At 63.3% G+C, this 22894-nt stretch carries 18 protein-coding genes and 1 pseudogene; 10 read left to right on the forward strand and 9 right to left on the reverse strand.

Annotation, left to right across the window (positions count from 1 at the left end):
- Nucleotides 1-200: 200 nt before the first annotated feature.
- From EO170_RS13535 to EO170_RS13555, 5 genes and pseudogenes are all read left to right on the forward strand, one after another.
- Nucleotides 201-1190: a hypothetical protein gene (locus EO170_RS13535; protein WP_065031355.1), complete on the forward strand. Its 990-nt coding sequence runs from the start codon at nt 201-203 to the stop codon at nt 1188-1190.
- 560 nt (nt 1191-1750) lie between these two features.
- A complete protein-coding gene (locus EO170_RS21805) occupies nt 1751-2689 on the forward strand; it encodes a hypothetical protein (RefSeq protein ID WP_065031356.1) in 939 nt (312 codons plus the stop codon).
- A 314-nt stretch (nt 2690-3003) separates the two neighbouring features.
- Nucleotides 3004-3806 (forward strand): annotated as a pseudogene (locus tag EO170_RS13545) (site-specific integrase); the annotation flags it as partial.
- Nucleotides 3807-4066: 260 nt separating this feature from the next.
- Nucleotides 4067-4894: a hypothetical protein gene (locus EO170_RS13550; protein ID WP_126945641.1), complete on the forward strand. Its 828-nt coding sequence runs from the start codon at nt 4067-4069 to the stop codon at nt 4892-4894.
- 354 nt (nt 4895-5248) lie between these two features.
- Complete coding sequence (locus tag EO170_RS13555) at nt 5249-6820, forward strand: DUF4365 domain-containing protein (protein ID WP_126945644.1); 1572 nt, start codon at nt 5249-5251, stop codon at nt 6818-6820.
- A 308-nt stretch (nt 6821-7128) separates the two neighbouring features.
- Here EO170_RS13555 and EO170_RS21810 read toward each other — a convergent pair whose 3' ends face one another.
- Both EO170_RS21810 and EO170_RS13560 read right to left on the reverse strand, forming a co-directional pair.
- Nucleotides 7129-7839 (reverse strand): hypothetical protein, encoded by a 711-nt coding sequence (locus EO170_RS21810; RefSeq protein WP_241239441.1) that lies wholly within the window; start codon nt 7837-7839, stop codon nt 7129-7131.
- The gene (locus EO170_RS13560) at nt 7778-9709 is read right to left on the reverse strand and encodes a hypothetical protein (RefSeq protein WP_241239442.1); all 1932 of its coding nucleotides are present in this window, start codon (nt 9707-9709) and stop codon (nt 7778-7780) included. The genes EO170_RS21810 and EO170_RS13560 overlap by 62 nt, the downstream gene beginning before the upstream one ends.
- Before the next feature lie 434 nt (nt 9710-10143).
- Between EO170_RS13560 and EO170_RS13565 the strand changes: the two genes are divergently transcribed.
- The gene (locus tag EO170_RS13565; protein ID WP_126945647.1) at nt 10144-11106 is read left to right on the forward strand and encodes an RDD family protein; all 963 of its coding nucleotides are present in this window, start codon (nt 10144-10146) and stop codon (nt 11104-11106) included.
- 286 nt (nt 11107-11392) lie between these two features.
- Here the strand turns inward: EO170_RS13565 and EO170_RS13570 are convergent, their stop codons facing one another.
- From EO170_RS13570 to EO170_RS13590, 5 genes are all read right to left on the reverse strand, one after another.
- On the reverse strand, nt 11393-12196 hold the full coding sequence (locus EO170_RS13570; protein WP_119131954.1) for an SDR family oxidoreductase: 804 nt from the start codon (nt 12194-12196) through the stop codon (nt 11393-11395).
- 43 nt (nt 12197-12239) lie between these two features.
- Entirely contained in the window at nt 12240-13760 is a 1521-nt protein-coding gene (locus tag EO170_RS13575; RefSeq protein ID WP_126945650.1) for a GMC family oxidoreductase, read from the reverse strand.
- Nucleotides 13757-15115, reverse strand: a complete 1359-nt coding sequence (locus EO170_RS13580) for an alpha/beta fold hydrolase (RefSeq protein ID WP_126945653.1) — start codon at nt 15113-15115, stop codon at nt 13757-13759. The genes EO170_RS13575 and EO170_RS13580 overlap by 4 nt, the downstream gene beginning before the upstream one ends.
- 289 nt (nt 15116-15404) lie before the next feature.
- Nucleotides 15405-16049, reverse strand: a complete 645-nt coding sequence (locus EO170_RS13585) for a response regulator transcription factor (protein WP_104582609.1) — start codon at nt 16047-16049, stop codon at nt 15405-15407.
- Nucleotides 16042-17481 (reverse strand): PAS domain-containing sensor histidine kinase, encoded by a 1440-nt coding sequence (locus EO170_RS13590; RefSeq protein WP_104582610.1) that lies wholly within the window; start codon nt 17479-17481, stop codon nt 16042-16044. Before EO170_RS13590 ends, EO170_RS13585 begins: the two co-directional genes overlap by 8 nt.
- A 217-nt stretch (nt 17482-17698) precedes the next feature.
- Between EO170_RS13590 and EO170_RS13595 the strand changes: the two genes are divergently transcribed.
- Together EO170_RS13595 and EO170_RS13600 are read left to right on the forward strand one after the other, a co-directional pair.
- Entirely contained in the window at nt 17699-18607 is a 909-nt protein-coding gene (locus tag EO170_RS13595) for a bestrophin family ion channel (protein ID WP_126945656.1), read from the forward strand.
- Nucleotides 18608-18621: 14 nt separating this feature from the next.
- A complete protein-coding gene (locus EO170_RS13600) occupies nt 18622-19536 on the forward strand; it encodes a universal stress protein (RefSeq protein ID WP_126945659.1) in 915 nt (304 codons plus the stop codon).
- A gap of 43 nt (nt 19537-19579) precedes the next feature.
- Here EO170_RS13600 and EO170_RS13605 read toward each other — a convergent pair whose 3' ends face one another.
- A complete protein-coding gene (locus EO170_RS13605; protein WP_126945661.1) occupies nt 19580-20455 on the reverse strand; it encodes a LysR family transcriptional regulator in 876 nt (291 codons plus the stop codon).
- 143 nt (nt 20456-20598) lie between these two features.
- Between EO170_RS13605 and EO170_RS13610 the strand changes: the two genes are divergently transcribed.
- Complete coding sequence (locus EO170_RS13610) at nt 20599-21468, forward strand: NmrA family NAD(P)-binding protein (RefSeq protein WP_126945835.1); 870 nt, start codon at nt 20599-20601, stop codon at nt 21466-21468.
- A 427-nt stretch (nt 21469-21895) separates the two neighbouring features.
- The gene (locus tag EO170_RS13615) at nt 21896-22342 is read left to right on the forward strand and encodes a GNAT family N-acetyltransferase (protein ID WP_126945664.1); all 447 of its coding nucleotides are present in this window, start codon (nt 21896-21898) and stop codon (nt 22340-22342) included.
- Between the two features lie 159 nt (nt 22343-22501).
- Here EO170_RS13615 and EO170_RS13620 read toward each other — a convergent pair whose 3' ends face one another.
- The gene (locus EO170_RS13620) at nt 22502-22810 is read right to left on the reverse strand and encodes a hypothetical protein (RefSeq protein ID WP_115677132.1); all 309 of its coding nucleotides are present in this window, start codon (nt 22808-22810) and stop codon (nt 22502-22504) included.
- Nucleotides 22811-22894: the final 84 nt, after the last annotated feature.

Consider the following 22894-nt stretch of genomic DNA (forward strand, 5'->3'; position numbering starts at 1 on the left):
CGGATCGCCGCCTTGGAGTTCAATCATGAAAACCAACAGACCCCATTGCTTAGACGGCACGACGTCCTATCAGATTCAAAGCTTTGCTCGTGTTGGCAAAACAAGCGCAATCCAGCTGTCTAGCGATCCTGTCCATCAAGACCCGCGCGAGTCCGACGAAAGTACGACTAGTCGCTCAACCGCATCCCAGGAGGCGAGCCATGACGACTGATGCTCGCCATCCCATGCTGCGCTTCAAGCGCCCACTGATTATCACGCGCCCTGGCGAACGATTGGCCGGTGATGCCAGAAACAGTATCGAGATTGGCTCTGATGCGATCTGGATCGATGGCTTCGGTCGCATCGGCAAGACCTATGGTGTTCGCCAACTTATCCAGACCGATGCTTGGCGGCCGTTCCCAATGTATATGATCGAGTTCAGCTATACAAAGCCGGCCAAGCCAGGCGAAGGCTACTTTGCCAGTTCCTTACTGCTGCAGCAAGGGCAGACGGTCGCGGCAAGCGCGACAAGTAACGGCACGCTCATGCGTGCAGTTCGCATGTTCCAGGAGGAAGGCCACCGTCAGGGCGCGCAAGTGATCGGCGTGGCTTTCAACGAGGCAAACCGCTTCACTGCCGACGAGTACGAGCACGTCATGTCGATCGTGAATGAGTGTGAGAAGACCGGGCGAATCTTCTTTTTCTTTATCAATCAAACCGACTCGGGGCGCTTCGACCGTTCGGCGATTGACAGGCGTCCGCCCCGCCACATTTATGGACGCTTCTTCACCACCTCCCACCACTACACGGGTCTGCTGTGGGAGATCCCTAAGGCCGATCGAGAACATCAACTTGCCTCGGACGTGGCCCTTGCCTTTCGTGAGTATGACGAGGAGCTAGTTTGGCCCGAAGGATCTGGCATCTCTTATACGCAATATTTTGCACCCAAGGCATACGCGCTGGGCTGGCGGTTGGGTACTCAGGTCGATCTCATCCGCTTAGTGATCAATTCCCTGCGTGCCGAACACGGCCTGCCTGACGTCGTGGAATGGCCGATGCAGTCATTCGAACGATTCGTGTACTTTATCCTGGTCCGAGTAGCCTACGAGAATCCGGAGTTCAGTGAACTCACGGAAACAAATATTCGTGGAGGGCTGCTACGCGCGGGCTACCTGGAAATCGAGCCGGGCTATCGGGGCATGCCGGCATGATCATTCCTGCTGCTCAGCCGAGCCGCCCTATCACGCTACGAGGGACAGTATCGCGCGACTCCTTGACGCCGTTTGCTTCTTCGCTGACGACTCCGTTTGTGGGTATGGACCTTAGAGTCCTACCTGCAACATCTGCCTTCGGGTTACTTGCGCGGCTCGTGCGGCTCAATGCCCTTGACCCGATCGACCTCTTTCGGCTTTTTGGAATCCGCAGCCGCCGGGCGGATGACCTATCGGAGCTGATGACCTTCTCTGACGTTCGCCAAGCGGCTCTGGCTCGCGCCCTGCACCTACCCACAGTGCCGCCGACGTGGAATCTGACGGCATGGTTCCCCTTTCAGGCGCCCTCGAACATCCTCAAAACTGGTTGGGTACTCCGCTATTGCCCGCAGTGCATGCATTCAGGCTACCACACGCTACTACATCAATTACCCTGGATCCAACGTTGTCCTTGGCACGGCGTTGCACTACAGAACACGTGCATGCGCTGTGGCAGGAAGCCGACCGCGCTCGCCGATTGGTGCTTCGACGAGAATCTAGCGTGTGAATGTGGACACTCCTTGCTGTCGACCGAGGCAGCTCTCAAGCAATCGGCTGGTCCGCCCTCAGGGGCCGCTGACTTCCTCGCTATCTACCTGGACTGGGCCACCAGCGAAAGAGGACGCACCATTCTCGTCATGCCGGAACTGCCGGCCGACGCGGCGGCAGCACTGGCGGGCCTTGTTCAGTTGCCGAAGGCTTTGGAGTGGAGGTGTGGCAAGCCTCAGGTCGCTCTTCACAAGCGTTCTTGGCGAACCACCATCCATGGTCCCCGCTGTAATCAGGAAGCTCTTAGGCAGCTCGACACGTTGCGGCAGGACCGCCCTGGTTTCCTTACCGTCCCTGCTCAGATTCGACCGGCGGTCGCAAATGTAGCGGCAGATCTAGCACTCAAGCTGCCCGCGAGTACTCTCACCGACCGTGAAATGACGCTGTTCTTAACTGGAGTCGGTATCGAGGCGCCGGCGACCTTTCGACCCGCCCGGCGAGGGTTCTCCGGATCACTCTCCGCACTTCCCCCCTGGGAGGTTGCCGGGCAGCAGTTCCTCAATCTTGCCTGCCTTCACCCTGCGTCCTACCGTTCTGTCGTGAAGTTGATCGACATCGCGCTGGATGGCAGGTCACTCTTCGACTTCCACGGCCAGGCCAAGATGGAAGAGCTAAATCTCTTGATCAAGGTATGTGGGTGTCTTCTGACGCGCGGGTATGCCGAAGGCCTCAGAGCCACGCTGTCGCAACACATCCCCGACCTGTTTGGAATGCGGCGGGACTGCCCTCATCTGACACAGCCCTGGATGCTAGCGGTTGTCAATCGTACGAGGCTAGCTGAAGTACACGCCACGTGGTACCCGCTGGGAACTCCCTACATGGCAGCAAGTTTGCTCGAAGAAGCAGATGAGGCTAATCAGCGTCGCGAACGAGCTCACGGCCGAGGGCGGCCAAGGAGTCACCGTCAATAACGGGCATCAATGAGTGCGTTACCTGGATTACTAGGCATTCTTAAGTGCGGGGCCACAAACATGGCCCCTTTTGAATGCGTAGCGCGCAAGGATGGTTCATCGAGAGTGCACAGGCTCACGCACTGTTACATGCTCCAAAATGAGGAGTGCTAAGAAAAATCAAGGACATAGCGAGCGCACTTTAGAGTGCGGTGTACAGCACGTTGGCCGTTTTGATCCGGACCTGACGGTCCACTGCCAAGCGAGAACCCAAACCCTGCCACCAAGTCTCGAGCCACCGCACAACGGTGTAGCGCCGTCCGACTTATGGTGAGCTGGCGTGGGAACTGCCGCCGTTGGTTGACCAGGTCTTGGTGGCGGCCGGCCTGAAAGCCAAGCTTGGGCCCTGGACCTTGGATGCCGTGCGGCATCGGGTCGCCGTGCTGTCTAACGCACACAGGCTCAAACAGGCGACCAATCCCTGCGAACAGCCAGCGATCCGCACCGTGCTCAGCCGCGCCGCCCGAGCCGCAGTCAAACGCGGCGAGCGGCCGCGCAAGAAGACCGCGATCACCCTGCCCGAGCTGGAAGCCCTACTGGCCACCTGCGACGACAGCCTGGAAGGAATACGGGACCGTGCCCTGCTCTGCTTCGGGTTTGCCAGCGGAGGGCGCCGGCGCAGTGAGATCGCCGCCGCCGACCTGCGCCGGATCGGCGAGGCGGGTTACATCTCCGCCTGGAGCACAGCAAGACTCAGCAGGCCGGCGTCACCGCGAGTTCGACCCCGGACAAGCCGGTGCTCGATCGGGCCGCCATAGCGCTGCAGGACTGGCTGGACGCCGCCGGGATCACTGAAGGGGCGATTTTCCGGCGGTTGTGGAAACAACGTGTCGGCCCTGCCCTCTCCCCGGCCGCGGTCGGGGAGATCGTGCAGCGACGGGCGCGCTTGGCGGGGCTGGAGGGGAATTTTGGTGGGCACAGCCTGCGGTCGGGGTTCGTGACCGAAGCCAGCCGTCAAGGGGTGGCGCTGCCGGCGATAATGCAATTGACCGAGCATAGGTCTGTGTCGAGTGTGGTGGGGTATTTCCAAGCTGGCGGAGCCGCGGACAATCCGGCTGCTCGGCTCCTTGAGGGCTGAATGGACGATACCTACGCCGCTCAGTTCTGAGGATGTACGGTGTGATGCACCTCTTCCTAGGCAGTTGGTGGGGCTGCTTCTTGGTACGCCCTGCTGTTCTCGAGCAACGCGGTAGCCACTTGGAGCACGATCGTAGATCGCCATAGCTGGGTTCAGCTGATCACAGTACTGCCACATTGGAGGGAGCAAGTGATGCGACAGCTAGCGATGACACAGGAAACGGCCGCGAATGAAGGCGCAAGCAATTACTAGGGTGTCGAATGAACAGAGAACATGCAGAGCGGTGGCTTGAGTACCACGAGCGGGGTCAAAAGCCCACTCGTGTGAAGTTGAAGGCTGTTGTCTACAGCGACAAGACAATCAAGAAGCCTGTTCATTTCAAGTTGAACAACTTCGAGATGACGCTCTCGCCGTTGCCTCTAGGGCAGCAGCCCCGTTCTCCAAGCGAAGGTGGGCTCATGCCCGCTTTCGTTTGCGAAACTATCGCCGACCTCGTACATCACCGGGGTGGCAACAACTTCGACTTGTATGAATGCCTTGATCGTGTGCTCCCGGTGGCAGGCTTCAAATATCACCTTTCGATCCACTTCAACCAGTGGGAGGAGTACGACAACGATTGGATAGAAGCGGTTAGCGGTGGTGGGCGCATCAGCATGATGTGCAGCTACGAGGAGATCCCGAAGCCCAACATCCAGGCACTTGTCCAAGCCTACGAAAAACTTTCGCTGAAGAGTGACAAGAGGTCGAGGAAGGCGGCCATGCTGCGAACGCGCCTCAAGGAAGCCCTCGAACTTGAGGAGGTATCACCGCGCTTTAGCTTCATGTCCTATTACAGCATCATCGAGATCATCTCCGACGACCTGGCTACCCACAAGGATGTCCCTTCGAGCAATCGTGTTGCAGTCGACATGGCCCGGCACTCGCTGAGCACCAAGGGCAGTCAGCGAACAAAGATCTATTTCCTGCTACTCGCCTTTGAGAACGACTTCGATCTAGACCAGAAATGGCACTTTCCGACAAGCGGAACGACCTGGCGCACGGTCAATTCGAATTGGAAAGTCACTACGTCGACGCATGCAAAGAACTAGCTGTATGGGCGTCTGAAAAGTACGTGCTGCACCTTGCGTGCGAGGAGTCGTAGAACGAGATTCGTCTTTGGGTTTTACCCTGTTTCCAAGGGCGGTTGGGGTGAGTCTGGACTTCCCCCGGTGCGCAGCGTGTCGAACCGGACGATTCAATCAAGGGCGCGCCCCTGTCAAGCTGTGTGCCAAGGGTGCGAGTATCAGCTTGGGGGCGTGAAGCACTATGAGCCCCACGTGCACAGGCTGGCAGCGCAGTGGAAGCCCTGCTGGGGCAGTTCTCGAGGGGCGTACGGCTTCCGGCTTATGGAACTCAGCACTCCTCGCTACACTCGAAGCTAACCAGCAAGGTGCTTCACATTTATGGACAGACCCGACACCCAAGTCATCGGCGCCTTGGCCGAAGACGAAGTCAAGACGTTATTCATGCGCTGGGGGTGGAACCCTGGCATCCACCGCATCGATCGCGGTTACGACCTGTTTGTCACCCCTGGCGAGCCATTCAAGGATCGATCCTTCTTTGTGCAGGTGAAGGGCACGGCCCGGGAGACTTTGGGGGTGGTGTCGGCTCCGGTCTCCAAGAAGCGACTACGGCAGTACGCAGAGGCCAGTCATCCGGTCGTACTGGTCCGCGCGATCAACAACGATTTCTATTGGCTCGATGCCCAGCAGTGGTGCGCCACTCATCAAGAACTGCTGTCCGGGATTGGCGACCGATCGATCCAGTTCGATCGCGGACAGCTGCTGGCCGACCGCGAACGGTTCGAGGAATTTTTGCATCGTGCTTTCTTGGCCACTGCTACTCGGCAGATCGAAGACACAGCGGGCTTAGGCCACTTAAGTGAAACACTGACGAACCTGTTGGCGCGGGCATCGAGCGAAACACCAGCTCCTTCCCTGCAGAGAGTTGAGGAACCCGCCCTACAAGATCTGACACGCGAATTGCGCGTCTCCTTCCGGGCGGGTGAAGGCCCGGAAAATCAAACCCGATTGCGGGAGGCCATTGCTTTAGGACTTCCTAGAACCGTCGATGTCAAAGATCTCCACCTAACCGGTCAGAGCGTCTACGGCAACAAGGTAGGCCCCTTGGCCGGTCAACTGACCCTGACTCCGCTGAACGCCGAACCTTTGAACCTGCTGCTCTACCCGGGCGCCAAGCCGTCCATCACGGCGCTCGCGTTGCCCCTGCCCGCAGAGCGATTCAAGGGCCTTCAACATGGGGCTGTCAGCAACGAGCGTTTGAAAAGCCTGCTCAACTTTTCAATGCTGCCGGGCAAGCAGTATCCCACCTGTTCAGATATCGACATCTCGTTTGGACTTCGGTCCAATGTCTTGACCGGCCGTCCTCTACGGCAGTTCCACGAACTTAGCTCGCTTCCTGCTTGGGCGGAACAGATGCTCTCGCACCGTGAGGCGCATCTCGAAATGCAAGCTGAGGACGCGCACGGTATGCTCGCGTTACCGGCCGCATTTGTCGATCACTTCGAAGGCGTCATCCGCTTGGCGTGGGCCCTCGGTCGTCTCCACGCGGTGACCCGAGTCCTGCAATCCGAGTTCTCGCTGCCAGACGATTTCGAGTTAACCGAACGCGACCTGGACGACATCAGCTTCGCGTTCCGGCTCCTGCGTGGTGATCAGCTTTCAATCACGCCGGGCCCGATTGAAGTCGAGCCCAGGGTTGACATCGACTACTCGAAGCAGTTTGAGATGCTGATCACAACGAATTTTGTCGTCGCCATTGCGGGACAGGAAGTTGGCAGCATCCCAGCCATAGTGGAGTTGCTAAACTTTAATATTGTTCCCATCCCTGGGACAAACCGACTGCGCCTGGAAGGCGGCCCCGAAGGCCGGGCGCTTGTCTACTACGACGAGCACGACGGCAAAGAAAGCCTCATGCGTCGCGCCGGTCAAACGACTTCAGGAAGTATCGTTTGAGGAATTCGAGGGAATGTAGGTCAAGGCGGATGGCTTGATAGAAGCATGAACGCGGTGCCGAAGAGGTCAACGCTGCAAGTGCGAAGGGATCGCCATCTTCTGGAGCAGTTCCAGGTACAAGACCTCCTACTCGCCGGTGACGTCGCTCTCGTGCTCAAACGTCAGAGGCAGGTTGATTTCCTCTGCCAGCAAACACGCCTTGAAGACGTAGCGACTAGGCACATTGGAAAGAGCTCCGATATCATCGTTCGATGTGATGGACTTACCCGACCGAACAGTGCCGATCCTGAGTGAGGTGCATCTGCGGATCACGTGGTCGAGGACCTTCCTTCTGCGGCTGCTTTCGCCCGCGCTTCGAAGGGCTTGATCCATGCCTGAACCGAACTAGCGTCTGCGATGAGTTCTTCGATCTCTGGCAACCAAGCGGGAGTCTCCATAGGTTGCGAGTGTTCGAATGCCGAATACTTGCTCATCATTCCATCTATGAGCTCGCAATCTTCAATTCGGATGGCGGTAAGCTTCTTTAGATGCCCCATCGTTTTGATTTCACGGCGGTAGCGCATGACCATCCCGAACAGGAGGTGCTCCTCCACAGAGCGTTCAACTAGGATCCGGAAGTTGCTGCATGCGTTTCTCAGCACGGCCCGTCTGATTTCGCCGTCGAAGTTCGCCGCTGATCTGGCATCACGTACAACTTTGTCGAGGCCTTCTTTGGGCTTCATCGCGAACGCGTCAATCGTGGCTGGAACACCTGCCGCACGACCGTCTCTAGCAATGGAGGGGACCTGAACTCGGGCAGTTGAACCATGGAACTCCGCTCGTTTCTTGACCGCATTTTTAAGCAGAACCATCAGTGAAAGCCGGTGGGTTAACACAAGCACCTGGCGTGTCTCTGCGAGCTCCGCGATCCGATCCGCCACTGCCTCCTCGAAACGCTGATCGAGCGACGAAATGGGGTCATCGAACACGATCGGGAGGCAACGATCGCTGTCGGTGGCATCGGCCAGGAACGCAGCCAATGCGACCACACGCTGCTCGCCCTCGCTCAATACCTCGCGGTTGTGAATGGCACGCTGCGGGTCCCTCAACTCGGCGCAGAACGTGAAACGGCCCTTGCTTTGATTGATGGGTCATGACCACGGGCAACCCGCGCCCACCTAGGCGCCACATTTCTGCGTTAAAGCGATCGCAGAACCCCTTGGCCAGCTCTGCACCGGCGATTTCGTTATTCTTGGTGGTCAGCGCGTTCGTCGACGTCAAGCGGATGGCCGCTTCGACTCCCTCGATCGCTCGAAGGCGTTCAACTTCTGCACTGACGTGTTCGCGGTGGGCTGCTAACCACTCCCTGCCCCTTAGCTCGAGCAACCGTGCTTGGTTTAGTTTGCGTCCTTCGACGTCGATCAGTCCCGCCAATGTGTCGCGTTGCTTTTCCAACTCGACCGTCCTGGATGCTTGCGCAGCGTGCCATTCCGCCCAGTCGACCACAGGCAAGCTCGCGACATGGACAGCGACCTTCAACGCGCTTGAACGGGCTGCGACGGCCAAGCGAAGCGCTTCACTTGTCTGATGATCGAGCCCCACGGCCTGACTCACCGTTGACCAGGTCTGCGCATCGGGAATGCCCGGAAATGCTTGGACCAGCATTACGGCGCGTAGCTCGGCGGCGGTCGCTTCCGCCTGCAATTGATCTTGGATGAAATCCGCGAACCCTTGTATTCGCGCTTTGGCGTCCCCATTGAGCTCCTGCTGACAGAGCACGCAGCGGGCGCCCTCTTCGGTGTTCGGGTGGGTATGATCGGGGTAGGCGAACGCTTGGGCATACGCCTCGGCCGCCGCCCACATCCGACGCCAGGTATCTTCTCCGATGCCGGCCAGCGGCAACCCCTGGAAGAATGACGTCGCGTGTGCGGTCGCAGCCGCCCGCTTGTTTACGGCGTCGAGCTGAGCGGCCACTATTTCGCCAGCCTTCTCGTCGCCGGTTGCATGCTCCCGGTCGACAGCGGCCGCCTTGTGCTTCACCAGACGTTCAAGTTCGGCAACCACTTTGGCGTGAAGCTCTGCGGGGTTGGCCTGCGCCAACGCGGCCTCCAGGGTCGCGCGCTCCGCTCGCCCTTCGTCGGATAGGATGCATACTTCTTCAATGGCAGCCCGTTGGGTCTTGCTGCGGAGGAGCTGGCGAAGTTCGTTGGCTGCAGGCGACTGGATGAGGTCAGACGGCAGCACCGGCATCTGGGTGACCGATAGATCGGCACGCTGGCGCAGGTTCGCCGCCACCTGATCGGAAATCTGGATGAGACGGCCCACAAACTGCATTGACCGGGGCGTGTGAGTGGCCGCACTCGCGCTGTCGCCGAACTCCAAGGACGTGGCCGAGTCAAAGACCGGCACGGCTTTGAGTGGGCCCAAAGGCCCTCTCGCCGAGTCCCAACTGAGGATGGTCGTGTCGGTCGCAGGCCCGTGAGTTTCAAGCGCCCGGACTTCGATGTTTGCTGATGGGGACTCCGGCGTGAGATCGAACACGTTGCCGTGTATGGTGCCCGCCAACCGTGCTCCGCAGAGGTGCTTCATCAAGCGTGCGTAGCCGGACTTCCCGGATCCATTGGGCCCATACACGATCGCCAAGTCTGCGTCGGCAAGCTCGAGCTTCGCCTGTTCTCCAAGCGCGTTGACCCCTCGAACGTCGAACACGCGCTCGAGACGCAGGCCGGCCCGGCTCGGAGTTCCCGCGATGGCGCCCGGATCCAGCGGCGGCTCAGTCTGGGCGAGTTGCTTGGACGCCTCCAGAAGGCAGTGGTCAGCCAGAGCGGCGATCTCCGCGTCGGTGGGCATGCGTCGGTTTTCAACCAGCCCCCGGGCGGCCGCTCGCAGCCAGCTGGCCTTGCCGTTCAAGAATACTTCGACCCCGATAGGCGCTCTGCCGTCCTGTGGGCTCCCCATTCTTTTACTCCTCCTAGAGACGTTTCAGGCTACGCATCGGGCCAGTACTTGCGGCCGATGGTAGCACCGCGAGTTCATCGACCCGGATCCCTTCCGAAGCTAATCAGCCATGAGAGGCAGTTAGCACCTCGAATTCGTTTTGGCCGTCGAGGCGAAAGTCACCGATCACAAGCTTCCGGAGCTTTCTCCCTACCCCCGATAAATCTTCCTAATCAGTAGTTCCTTCCCCAAGCCGTACTCCTTAGCCAGACCCGGTTTTTGGCGGAGACGGAGAATTTATCTGCCACCAATTGCGGGGGAATCACCAGCTAAAGCTGCTGGCTCGTGGTCTCCTCGACTGCAGCATGGCATCATCCCGCCCGGGAGAACAACTTACGGGGAACTACATGGAAGTTGATACTGCGCCTGGCGCGGCGGGTTTTTGGCGGCGGTCTGGTGCGTTCTTGGTCGATTGCCTGGTGCTTGGCGTGGCTGGTGCGTTGGCCGGCTGGGCGTTGATGGATGTGTTCGTGCGGATGGGCGGTTACGGGCGTTTGTTCGGATTCCTCGTTGCACTGACTTACTTCGGTGTCATGAACAGCGCGCTTTGCACAGGGCAGACCCTGGGTAAGCGCCTGCTCGGCGTGCGCGTGGCTGGCAGGGACGGTGCCCTGCTGCGGCTTCCGCAGTCGCTGCTGCGTTACTCGGTATTGGGTGTCCCGTTCTTCCTCAACGGCGCACCGTTCGACAGCGACGTATTGCTCTCGCCAATGCAGTATGTGTTGACGCTGCTGATCTTCGGTGGGACGCTCTCGATCCTTTATCTGTATCTGTTCAATCGCCGCGGCCGCCGGTCGTTGCACGACCTTGCAGTGGGAAGTTCGGTGGTGACCGCGCAGACGCCGGTCGCCGCCGTCAGGCCGATGCCGGTGTGGCGTGTGCACCTGGTCGTGGTCGGTGTGTTGCTGGTCGCAGCCGCAGCGGTACCGGCGTTTACCGGGCAACTTGCGCAGAGCGACGACTTCAAGGACTTGCTGGCGGCCCAGGAAGCCGTCAGTGCCGAGCCGGGCGTGCAGTCCGTGCGCGTCGTGCACAATACCGCGTTCGGCACGCCGAATGTCGAATCTGTGGTTGTGCAGGTCAACCTATCCGAACGGCGCATCGACGACAAAGCGTTGGCGGAGCACATTGCCAAGGTCGTCCTCGCCAACGACAAGAAGGCGGCCGCCATGTCGGCCATCCACGTCACGCTGGTCTATGGCTATGACTTGGGCATCGCATCGTCCTGGCGCTCGATGGGTTATCGGTTCGCGCCGAAAGCGTTGGCAGCGGCCGGTGACGGCGGTGCCGCAGCGGGAATCGGAAAGTAGCGCATCCTGCCTTGCCGAAGGCAATGCCTGCGATACGGCGTGAGAAGGGGTATCGGGGGGCTTTGAGCAGCCGTGTTCCGCAGGTGGTGGCCAAGCGCCTGTAGATAATGCCTCGCCGCAAACATGGTGCCCCGCTCCGCTGAAACGAGCTGGTTTCCCGGGCAACGCGGCTGCAGTATTCCTGCAGCCGGTTACGCATGCGCTTACCTATCGGCACCTGTTACCGGGTGCAAAGAAAGGATGCGGCAGCTTATGTAGCTCACCGCATCTCGGAACGACGCCCGCCTTAACCCGCGATGGTAAAGACAGACCCCGAATCCACCCGGATCCCGGCGCCGTTGATGAAGCTGGCGCGCTCGGAGCACAGGAAGGCAACGGCCGAGGCCACTTCCTCCGCGCGGCCGCGTCGCTTCAGCACCATGCCGGGACGCTCTTCGTCCAGGAACGATTCGATCGCCTGCTCGAACGTGGTTCCGTTTTCGCTGGCGCGCTTTTGCATCATCTTGTCGGTCATCGGGGTGGCGATGAATGCGGGCGACACCGTATTGACCAGCACGTTGTCCGGGCCATAGGCCTTGGACAGGCCCTTGGCCAGGCTAAGGATGCCTGCCTTCGATGCGCAATAGGCCAGTTCGTCCACGTAGGGCTGCACGGCGTCTTCCGATGCGAACAGCACGATCCGGCCCCATTGCTTGCGGCGCATCGCGGGAATGGCCTGGCGACACATGCGCACCGCGCCCATCAGGTTGATGTCCAGCGTTTCGAGCCAGCCCGCATCGCTGACCTCCAGGAAATCGCCGGTTGCGCCGGTCACGCCTGCTGCGTTGATATAGATGTCGGGGTCGCCCAGTTGTTCGCGCACCTGTGTCCAGATGGCGGTGACGTCCTGCTCGCGCGTGACATCGCCCTCGATGGCGATGATCTGCCCCAGGCCCGACAGCTCGGCCACTGCCTGGTCGAGCGTACCGTCGGGCAGATCGGTGATTGCCACGCGCACGCCGGCTTCGAGCAGCTGCCGCGCGGTTTCCTTGCCCATTCCCGAGTCGCCGCCACTGATGAGGGCGATCCGATTGTTGATTCCGAGATCCATGCTGAACTCCTGGTGGTAGGGGTTGGTGGTGGTACGCGCGCCACTAGCGGGCGAGAAAGCGCTCCGCCGTGCGCAGGCCAAGTGCCATCTGCGTCAGCGCGGGATTGGCTGCCAGTGCACTTGGAAAAATCGAGTTGTCGCAGATGTAGAGGTTGGCGATATCGAAAGCGCGGCCGTCCGGGTTCACTACCGCCTGCTCCGGATCCGTGCCCATCCGGCAGGTGCCCAGCGTGTGCGCGGAGCGGGCGGCGGCGAAGATGCGTTGGGCACCTGCCGCCTCCCAGATTGCGTGCAGCGATGCGCGGGCGTGCGCATCGAGTGCGCGTTCGTTGGGCCCGTAGCTGAAGTCGATACGCGCCTTGCGCTGGCCGAAGGCATCGCGCTCGTCGGACAGGCTCAGCCGGTTGGCATCTTGGGGCAGGCATTCGCCATTGATGCCGATGCCGGCCAGGCGGTTGTAGCGTGCCATGGTCGATACGAGTTCCCTCCCCCACAGGCCCGCGCCACGCGCCAGCGTGTTGGCCAGGGTGATCGGCTGCACGCCCAGGCTCTGCACCAGATAGCCGCCGACGAAATCGGCATTGGCCGGGCGCAGCATGTCCTCGGTGATCAGCGACGAGGGGTAGCCACGGTTCATGCGCATGTCGGCATCGAACTCCCCCCACACCTGGGTGGCGACATGCGCCATGAAATTGCGCCCCACCTGGCCGCTGGAGTTGGCCAGGCCCAGGTTGAGCAGCAGGCGCGGTGTCTCCACGCCGCCTGCGCACAGGAACAGGCTCGCGCACCGCTGGCGCAGTTCGCGCCCGTGCTGTTGGTAAACCACCGCGCTGACCATGCCACGGGCGTCACGCTCGATAGCGATGACCCGGCAATCGGGTCGCAATTGCGCGCCGTGCGCGCGCGCCAGCGGCAGCCAGGTGGTATCGACACTCACCTTGGCGCCGTTGCTGCAACCCTGATGGCATGCGCCGCAGTTGTTGCAGGCCGCGCGCCTGCCGTGGTGCGGCTGCTCGTGCGCCATGGTCACCAATGCGGCAGGCGCATCGGTGGCGGTGATGCCCAGCATGCGGCAACCGCGTTCCATCGCGCCGGCCGACGCATTGCGCTGCGCCGGCGGATACGCGTAGCTGCGCTCCGGATCCCAGGGATAGTGCGCCGGCCCGGACACGCCGATGAACTCCTCGACGCGGCGGATATAGGAGAGCAGCTCTTCATGCGCGATTGGCCAGTCCACACCGCGCTGCCCGGTCTGCGTTGCCAGGCTCAGGTCGCGCTTGTCCGGACGCGGGCAGAAGGCGCCCCAATGCAGGGTCGAACCGCCCAGGCCCGACCCGGAATTGTTGGCGCCGAATGCGGTGGGCGTCTGCCCACCGCTGAGGCGCTCTTCCATCCAGTAGATGCCGGTCGTCAGCTCATCGGGCAGATGGGACGCAGGGCTGAAGGCCGCACCCGCCTCCAGCACCACCACCGAAAGACCTCGCTGCGCGAGCCGTGCAGCCAATGGGCCGCCCCCTGCCCCGCTCCCCACCACCACGGCATCGACCGAAGCGTCGGGGCTCATCGAAGACCCTTGGCAGGAAGCTGCCAGGCTTCCTGCCGGTCGGCCGCGGTCTGCTGATAGCCCGGGCTGTCGATACCAGCGCCGCCAACCGCGAAGCCGTCGTATCCCATTGCCGCCATCGTGGCGGGAAGGCTGACCCAGGTCCGCGCGGCTTCGGCGCGGATGTCCTCGAACCAGTGCGCCAGCTGCGCTGCATCCAGCCCGTGTGCCGAGGGATCACCGGCCGTCGCGCGCGACACCGCGTGCAGCCAGCGGTCCTGGATCTCGGCAGGTAACCCAGCGAAGCCATTGCTCAGCGCGTCGAGCGCGTCGAGCCCCAGCGGCACCGCAAGCCGGTCCGGTGGCAACGCCGCATGGCGCCAACCATCGCCGGCGCCTTCGGCAAGCTGGACATCGATGCGCCGTGCAATCGCGCGCGCATCGCCGGCCCCATCCAGGACACGCGCGACCACTGCGCCGAGAAGCTTCAGCTGATGCTGGCTCAGCACACCCTGCGCACTGGCGGGCGGGCCCGCGTGCCGACTAAGCAGCAGCTTGCGCATGCGTGGGGAGACCCTGTCTGCGTTGAGCAGCGTGATGAAGTCCTCGGGCAGGTGCATGCCCACGCAGCGATCCGCGTGCGCTGCGATCAGCTGCGCGAGATTTTGCGGTTGTTCGTACGGGATCAGGTGCGCGGCATCGGCCACCACGGCGATGCGCGCATCGTGATAGTGCGGCGCGTTCAATGCTGTTTGCGCCGCTTCGCCGAGGTCGCCGTCGTCACTGCCGGCGATGATCAACGCAGGCACGTGCATGCAGCCGGCCTGTGCGCTGCAATCCTCACGACTGGCATGTGCGAGCCAGGCGATCCACGCGTTGGCGTTGGTTCGCAGCACATCCTCGACAGCGGCAGTCCTGACCGGCGCTGGCAACGTCGCCGCACAGTTGTCGTCGATGAACTGCTCCGCTTCCTGCCGCGAGGGGTGGCCCTTCTCGAACCAGGCCAGCATCGTGTTTCGGCGCGACTCGTCCATCGGCTCGGGCGCTGGCGGCGATGCGGCGACCAGGATCACGCCGGCCAGGCCGGCAAGCCCGGCCATGCCCTCGCGTGCCTGCGCGGCTGCCAAAGTGGCGATCTTTCCGCCCATGCTGTGTCCGATCGCGAGCCAGCACGTCGGTTGCCGCCGAATCACCTCGTCGACGAACCAGGCAACCAGTGCGGCGGTGTCGAGATGCGGTAGCGGCGGCGCGTCCCCGAAACCGGGAATATCCAGTGCCACACAGTCGAAACGCGCCTCCAGTTGCTGGATGACCCCAGACCACTCGTTGCTGCTGGACCCGAGGGCATGCAGGAAGAACAGCGTCGGCTTCGCCATGTAACACCTCAATCCATCAGGCGCGCATGATGACCGGCGCTTCGTCCACGCCTCGTGCAGATGAGTCCGACACGGTGTGATGGCTCCAGGCCCCACGGCTGGCGGTCAACACCGCCCGCAGCATCCTGGTTGGCGTGCTTGCCGGGTGGTAGCCCGGCGTCACATCTGCTGCCCTGTTGCACGGGCCAATACGTTCCCGTGCCACTGCGACTGCGTTGGCTTCAATCGCTAAGCGTCTGTATCTTCATCTGCATCGCTCGCGCGGCATTGCTCAAAGCGACAGGACGCCTCACACCAGGTCGCGATAATCCTGCAGGATCACCATCACCAACTGGCTGCGCGAGCGCACGTCGAGCTTGTTGAACAGCTGCTGGAACGTCGCCTTGATGGCGCTCTCCGAACTGCCCAATTGGCGTGCGATCAACTTGTTGGACTGCCCACGCAACAAGCCACGCAGCACTTCGCGCTCACGGTCGGTGAAGCTGGGCCGGCTTTCCTGGGTGCCCTGGGCAACCAGCGACTGCAGGTAGCGCTGGTCGATCAGCACCCGGCCCATCGCCACCGCATGGATGCTGTCGATCAATTCGTCGGTGGAGACATCCTTGCGGCAGATGCCGGACACGCCGAGCCGGATCAAGGCCAGTGCGTCGCGCTCGGGCAGGCCGGCGGTGACGACCAGCGTGGCCGGGCGGCGCGCCTGCTCGGCCTGGCGCCGCATGTAGTCCAGCGCGTTGTACTCGCCCATGTCGTAGTCGAGGATGACCACGTCCGGCGTCAGCGACGCGATCTGGACGATGGCCTGCGCCAAGGTGCCGGACTGCCCCACCACCTCGAAGCGGGCGTCGGCACCGAGCAGGCGCAGCAGGCCCTCGCGGAACAGCGTGTGGTCGTCCAGCAGGTAGAGCCGCACCGGTTCGCGTCGCGACTCATCCATCCAGCGCCTCCGCATACGGTGCATGCGCCAGCGGCAGATGCAGCTCGAAACAGGCACCTTCGCCGCCGGGCGCATGGCGCAGCAGACCGCCCTGGTTGGCCATCAGGGCACGCGAGATGTACAGGCCAAGCCCGGAGCCGTCGCTGTCGCTGCGGAACGGCTGGAACAGGCGGCCCGGCTCGGCGATGCCCGGCCCGGTGTCGCGCACGCTCAGCACGGCACGCTGCTGTTCCAGGCGTGCGCTGACGATCAACTGGCGGCGCTGCGGGGGCAGCGCCTGCACCGCGCGCAACGAATTGCGTGCCAGGTTGAGCAGCACCTGCAGCAGCGCATGGCGGTCGCCATGCACCGACGGGAACTCGGCCGGGATCTGGATCACCAGCTGGCCGTCGACGTCCTCCCAGTCCGAACGGATGATCACGTCCAGTTCGCTGCACAGCGTCTGCAGCCGGGTTTCATGCGCCTCGTCGGGCAGCTGCCGACGCAGGTTGAAGGACGCCAGTTCCATCAATGCCGCCACCAGGCTGCGCAGCGCGGCCAGGTCCGGATCTGCGCCAATGGCCGGATGCCGCGCCAGGTTGGAGGTGACCACGCCCGCCGCCGAACACAGGTTGCGGATCTCGTGTGACACCGCGCCGGCCAGCAGGCGATTGTTCTTGAGCACATCGTCGAAGTGCGCCGATTCGCGCGCGCGCACTTCTTCGCTGGTGTCGACCAGGATCGCGGCCAGGTGCCGCTCTTCACTGTCCTCGTAGACCGAGAACCAGGTGGTGGCCGGGAAGCGGGTGCCATCGCTACGGCAGCCCCAGGTGCTGGCCGAGGTGCGCATGCCATCCAGGTTGGCGCTCATGCTCAAGGCGTCGTCCAGCAGCGGCAGGAATTCGCGGACCGCGCGGCCCTCCAGCCCACCCTCCTCGGCCATGTCCAGGATCTCGTGTGCGGCGCGGTTGGCCGCCACGATGCGGCCATCGCCGGCCACCGTCAGCAAGGCGGCCGGGCTGCTCTCGGCAAGCAGCCGTAATTGCCGCTCCAGCCGCCGGCGCAATCGCTGTTCGGCGCGCAGCTGCACGTAATGGGCCAGGATCACCCGGCGGGTGCGGCTGATTTCGGCCACGAGCAAGCCGCAGCCGGCATAGGCGATCGTCGCCATGAAGAAGCGCAGCGCCTGTTCGACCAGGGTTTCGTCGGTCACGAACAGGCCGCGCAGCACCGCACAGGCAATCGCGGCGATGACGATGTCGCGCCGCGACAGCACCGTGGCCGCCAGTACCACCGGCAGGATGTAGAGCAGCCCCAGCGATACGCCCAGGTGCGAGTACCACTCCGCCCACACCAGCGAGGCCAGCATCGCCAGCGACGCCCATAGTGTCGGGCCGCGATTGAGCTTGACCACCTGCCCGCGCCACTTGAATGGCAGTCTCAGTCTGTCCATTGCCACTCCATGCACTCGCGCTGCAATGCCGCTCCTCTCTCGCTGTGGTTGATGCCACAGCATCGTGGCCAGGCCTGCGGATTTCACCCTATCGAAAGATAGTCCGTCTGCATCGTTCGGACGGTGCGTGCACTGTCCAACGCTGGCGCAAGGATGGCAGACACGACCGTGGAGGCTGGGTGTAATGCCCCTACCCCACGTCCATGTTGCCCTTCCCATGATCACCCGCGATACGTTTCCGTTGCGACGCATCTGGCCCAAGACCTACAAGCGCCTGCTGGTACTGCTGGCGTTCGACTGCGCGGTGGCCGTGCTCTACACCTTCTTCGGCTGGCAGTGGCTGTCGATCGAAGCCCTGCCGCTGGCCCAGCTTGGCTCGGCGCTCACCATCTTCCTGGCGTTCCGCGCCAATGCGGCCTATGGCCGCTGGTGGGAAGCGCGCCAGCTCTGGGGCACGCTGGTGAACACCTCGCGCGCCATCGCACGCCAGGCCCTGACCGCGCTGGATGTGGATCCGGCCGACCCGCGCCAGGCCACGCTGCGCGACGACATCGTGGTGCACCAGGTCGCCTTCGTGCACGCCCTGCGCTGCCATTTGCGCCGACAGAACCCGTTTCCCGAGCTGGCCGGGCTGCTCGGCCAGGCACGCGCCGACGAGCTGCGCGGCTACGCCAACATCCCCAACGCGCTGACCCTGCGGCTGGGCCAGCAACTGCAGCAGGCGCGCGACTGGGGCATGCTCGACAGCCTGCGCTGGTCGTCGCTGGACGCCAACCTCACCACGCTGGCCAATATCCAGGGCGCCTGCGAACGCATCAAGAACACCCCGCTGCCACGGCAGTTCTCCTCGCTGCCGCGCACGCTGGTGAACATGTATTGCTGGCTGGTGCCGCTGGGCCTGATCGCCGGCATGGGCCTGGCCATGCCGATCGCCTCGGTGCTGATCAGCTTCACCCTGATCGCCATCGACAGCGCCAGCAGCGCCATCGAAGACCCGTTCGAGAACACCGTGCACGACACCCCGATGACCGCGCTGTCGCGCGGCATCGAACTGACCCTGCGCGAGATGCTGGGCCAGCGCGTGCCATTGCGCGAGGTGCGCGCCATCGACGGTTTCATCTACTGACCACGGAGCCCGCTATGCAGACCACCCCCACCCAGCTGATCTTCGCCACCAATTTTTCCGAGACCTGCCATGCCGCCATCCCGACCGTGGCGCAACTGGTGGACCGCCTGCGCGCGCGCCTGACCATCCTGCACGTGCACGCCAAGGGCAAGCGCGCACAGGCCCAGCAGTCGCTGGATTCCTTCTTTGCCGAGGCCTCCAACTACCCGGGCTGCGAGCGCGCACTCGCCGGTGGCCCTGCCGCCGCCGGCATCGTCTCGTTCTGCCGCAGCCGCGAGGACGCGCTGCTGATCATGCCGCCGTCCGAACGCACCGGCCTGCCGCGCCCGCTGCACGTCTCGCTGCGCGCGCGCGTGCTGCAGCGCGTGGCCACGCCCATGTTGACCCTGCCGTATGCCGATGCGATCCCGCGCGACGGGGCGGTCGGCGGCCATGTGGCCTGCTGGATCACCGGCCGTGAAACCAGCCTGGAATCGCTGCGCGATGCCGCCGCCCTGGCACGCCGCCGCGGCGCCGACCTGCACCTGCTGCACGTCGTGCCGGAGATCAGCGAAGGCCTGCTGGTGGACAGCCTGTTCCACGACAAGCCATTGGGCGAGGACGCGGCCGCCAGCTGGCTCGGCGACCTGGTCCAGCAACTGCCCGACGAGGACCTGCGCGTGCGCATCCACGTGGCTGTCGGCAACCCGCGGCGCGAGATCGCCGGCCTGCTCAAACGCGCCTGCGCCGATGTGCTGGTGGTCGAACACGATGCCGTCGTCCGCCGCGGCGTCTGGCGCTCCTCGCTGCAGTCCGCACTGGCGAAAACGCCGTGCGTGCTGATCTGCCTGCCGCCGCCGCATCTGCGTCGCCCCATCCTGGGCAGCAATGCCGACCAGGCAAGCACAGCGCCCGGCCGTAGCCTGGCAAGGCGGCTGCTGCGCATGTGAGAGCTGGGCGAGCGCCTGGCCAGCGCAAGCGAGGTCCAGCGCCCTACCCCTTCAACACAAGCGACGCATGCGGATACCTGTCGCACATGAAGTCCACGAAGGCGCGCACCTTCGGGGCAGCCAGGCGCCTGGACGTGTGCAACACCCACAGCGCCGGCTCCACGCCGGCGATGGTGCCCCATTGCAGCAGTTCGCCACGCGCGAGCTGGTTCCATGCGATCGATTGTGGAATGAGCGCCACGCCGCCGCCGGCCATCGCTGCGTCGCGGACCATCAGGAACGAGGAAAAACGCAGCCTTGGCACGGGTTCCAGGACCAGACGCCCGTCATCGAGCGTCCATGTGGTCGGCTGGAAGCTGGACATCACCACGGCGGGAATCGGCGTGACCGCGCCGCCGGTGGGCATGGCGATGCCGGGTGCGGCCACGACCACCAGCCGATCCCTGGCGAAGCAGCGCCCGACCAGGCTGCTGTCCGGGCTCGGATTGATCCGGATGGCCACATCGAACTGCTCCTCCACCAGATCGACCGTGCGGTCCTCTGCCACCACCTCGAGCGTGATCTCCGGATAGGCCGCACAGAACTCCGCGCCAATGCGTCCCATCGCCAGTTGCGAGAACAGCACCGGCGATGCCACCCGCAAGCGTCCGCGCGGGGTCGAGAGCCCTTCGCGTGCGGCTGCCATGGCCTCGGCCACCTCGCTCAACGGCACTTCGGTGCGGTCCATCAGCAGCTGCCCGGCCTCGGTGAGCCTGAGGCCACGTGCGCTGCGCTCGACCAGCCGCACGCCCAGCTGCTCCTCCAGCTCGGCGATGCGGCGCGACAAGGTCGCCTTGGATCTGCCACTGGCACGGCTGGCCTTTCCCAGGCCCTGGTTGGCTGCGACCAGCGCGAAATCGATCAATGCATTGAGATCCATGGTGTTCCATTTTTGAAACCGGGCATCTACATCCTGGCGTCTTCGTATTGGCGATGCAACGGCCTATCGTCTCGTCACCGCAACGCCAGTCGCTGCGGAGATGTCGCGCTGATGCACCCATCCATCCACAGCAGGAGATTCACATGAGCATTCTCGTTACCGGTGCCACCGGCACCATCGGTTCCCTCGTGACCCAGGGCCTTGCCGACGCAGGCGCAGAGGTCAGGGCCTTGGTTCGCCAGCCTGGCAAGCGCGCCTTTCCGACAGGTGTCACCGAAGTGATCGCAGATCTCACCGACGTCGCGTCGATGCGTGCCGCGTTGTCGTCGGTGCGCACGCTGTTCCTGTTGAACGCAGTCACTCCCGACGAAGTGACGCAGGCGTTGATAGCCCTGAACCTGGCAAAGGACGCAGGGATCGAACGCATCGTGTACCTGTCGGTCATCCATGCCGACAAGTTCACCAACGTGCCGCACTTCACCGGCAAGCACACCGTCGAGCGCATGATCGAAAGCCTCGACATTCCTGCGACGATTCTGCGTCCTGCGTATTTCATGCAGAACGAAGCGGTGATCCAGCAGACGATCCAGCAGTACGGCATCTACCCGATGCCGATCGGCGCGGCCGGTGTGGCCATGATCGATGCGCGCGATATCGCAGACATCGCGGTGGTCGAATTGCTGCGACGCGACCGCGCACCTGCCGCGCTTGCGCGCATCACGCTCGACCTGGTCGGACCACATGCAGTGACGGGAGCCTCCGCGGCGAAGGTCTGGAGCACGGCGATTGGCCGCGAGATCGCCTACGCGGGCGATGACGTGGCCGCCTTCGAAGCGCAGCTGGCCGCGTACGGCCCATCCTGGCTGGCCTACGACATGCGCCTGATGATGGCCGGCATCCAGACCCACGGCATGCAGGCGGCCGACGGCGCGGTGGAACAACTGCAGGCCATCCTGGGGCGACCGCTGCGCAGCTATGCAGACTTCGTGCGCGAGGCGACGGACCGGGCCTGAGCGCAGGCGACGCAACAAGCGCGGGGTGTCCCGGCTTGTTGCGCACCGCAGGAGGCCTGGTCTGCAGGTCATGCAGACCAGGCCCGTCTCATCCAGGCCGATGCCGCCGGGCACCCGAACTGCGCGTCGATGCGCGTGATCCGCCCGGTTGGCTCCACAGCGATCAGCAGCAGGCCGAAGCAGCTGCCGTGTCGAACGCATGCGTCGCTGCGATCAAGGCATTGGCGACAGAATGCAAGCAGGCGCGCCGCGCCCTCGCCCTGCTGCCGCGTGGCCAGGGTGACAGATGGACCTGAGGCTGTCGCTCCCTGGCGAGCTGTGTTCAGACGGCACGCGATGCCATGCCGCTACATCGCCTGCGCGTCTGGGGCAGACTACGCACATGGACACGATTCGGCCGTACCACTCCCAGGACTTCGATGTGTGCATGGCCCTGTTCGACGCGAATGTGCCGGCGTTCTTCAGTGCCGGGGAACGCGTCGACTTCGCTGGCTTCCTGATCCAGCACGCCGCGGCGTGGCACTACCAACTGCTGGAGCGTGGCAACGAGATTGCTGGCTGCGCCGGTTATGCGATCAATGCCGATGGCATCACGGCGAGCTTGTGCTGGGGCATGGTCCATCCTAGCCTGCACCGCCGCGGCGTGGGAACGCAGTTACTCCTGGCCCGGCTCGACGCATTGCGCCAGAGGCCGGACATCCGGCGCGTCGTACTGGATACGAGTCAACATACCCAGCAGTTCTACGCACGCTTCGGCTTTGTCGTGCAGCAGGTAACGGTGGACGGCTATGCGCCCGGACTGGAGCGCTGGGACATGGCGCTGGATCTGCAGCCCCGCGCAACGCCTACAGGCCGCGCCCGGTTCGCACGGTAACGCGGAGGTGCATCGCTTGCGGATGTGCGGGCAGCGTGCAGACGGGTAGCCTCGTTCGTGCAAACAAATAGCCGTTGCGGGGTGCCGCTTCTTCAGGCTGGCCACCGATGATCCCGCAGATACTGCCTTTTGGGCATCTCGCACGGGCGACCCCGCCGGTTATCGCGCCGCGTCCTTGTTCACCTGGGCACGCGCAAGCGCACCGGTTGATACCAGCAGATCCGGCAACTCCTGGCGAAAGGCCTCGGCCTGCCCGGCCTGCAAGATTCCGTGAAAGCTCGCGTTGTCGAATACCGGCCTGCCCTGCAGGAAGAAGCCATCGCGGCCTTGCACGATGAAATTGAAACATGCCTGCCAGCGCGGGTCCGGGCTGGCCGACAAGTGCACCACGACCTCGCTGCCGGCCGATGCTGCGCCTGCCGGGGTGATCGTGATCGTTCGCGCGGTGATCTGGGTACTGCTGTTCATGGCGCGCATGATCAGGCTTGGGGCGTCGCGGCTGAGTGAGTCAGGGATGGCGCGCGACATGGCGTCCGGAGCACGGGGGGCGAC

This window comes from Xanthomonas sp. BRIP62409 (genome assembly GCF_003992965.1).
Lineage (GTDB): Bacteria > Pseudomonadota > Gammaproteobacteria > Xanthomonadales > Xanthomonadaceae > Xanthomonas > Xanthomonas euroxanthea.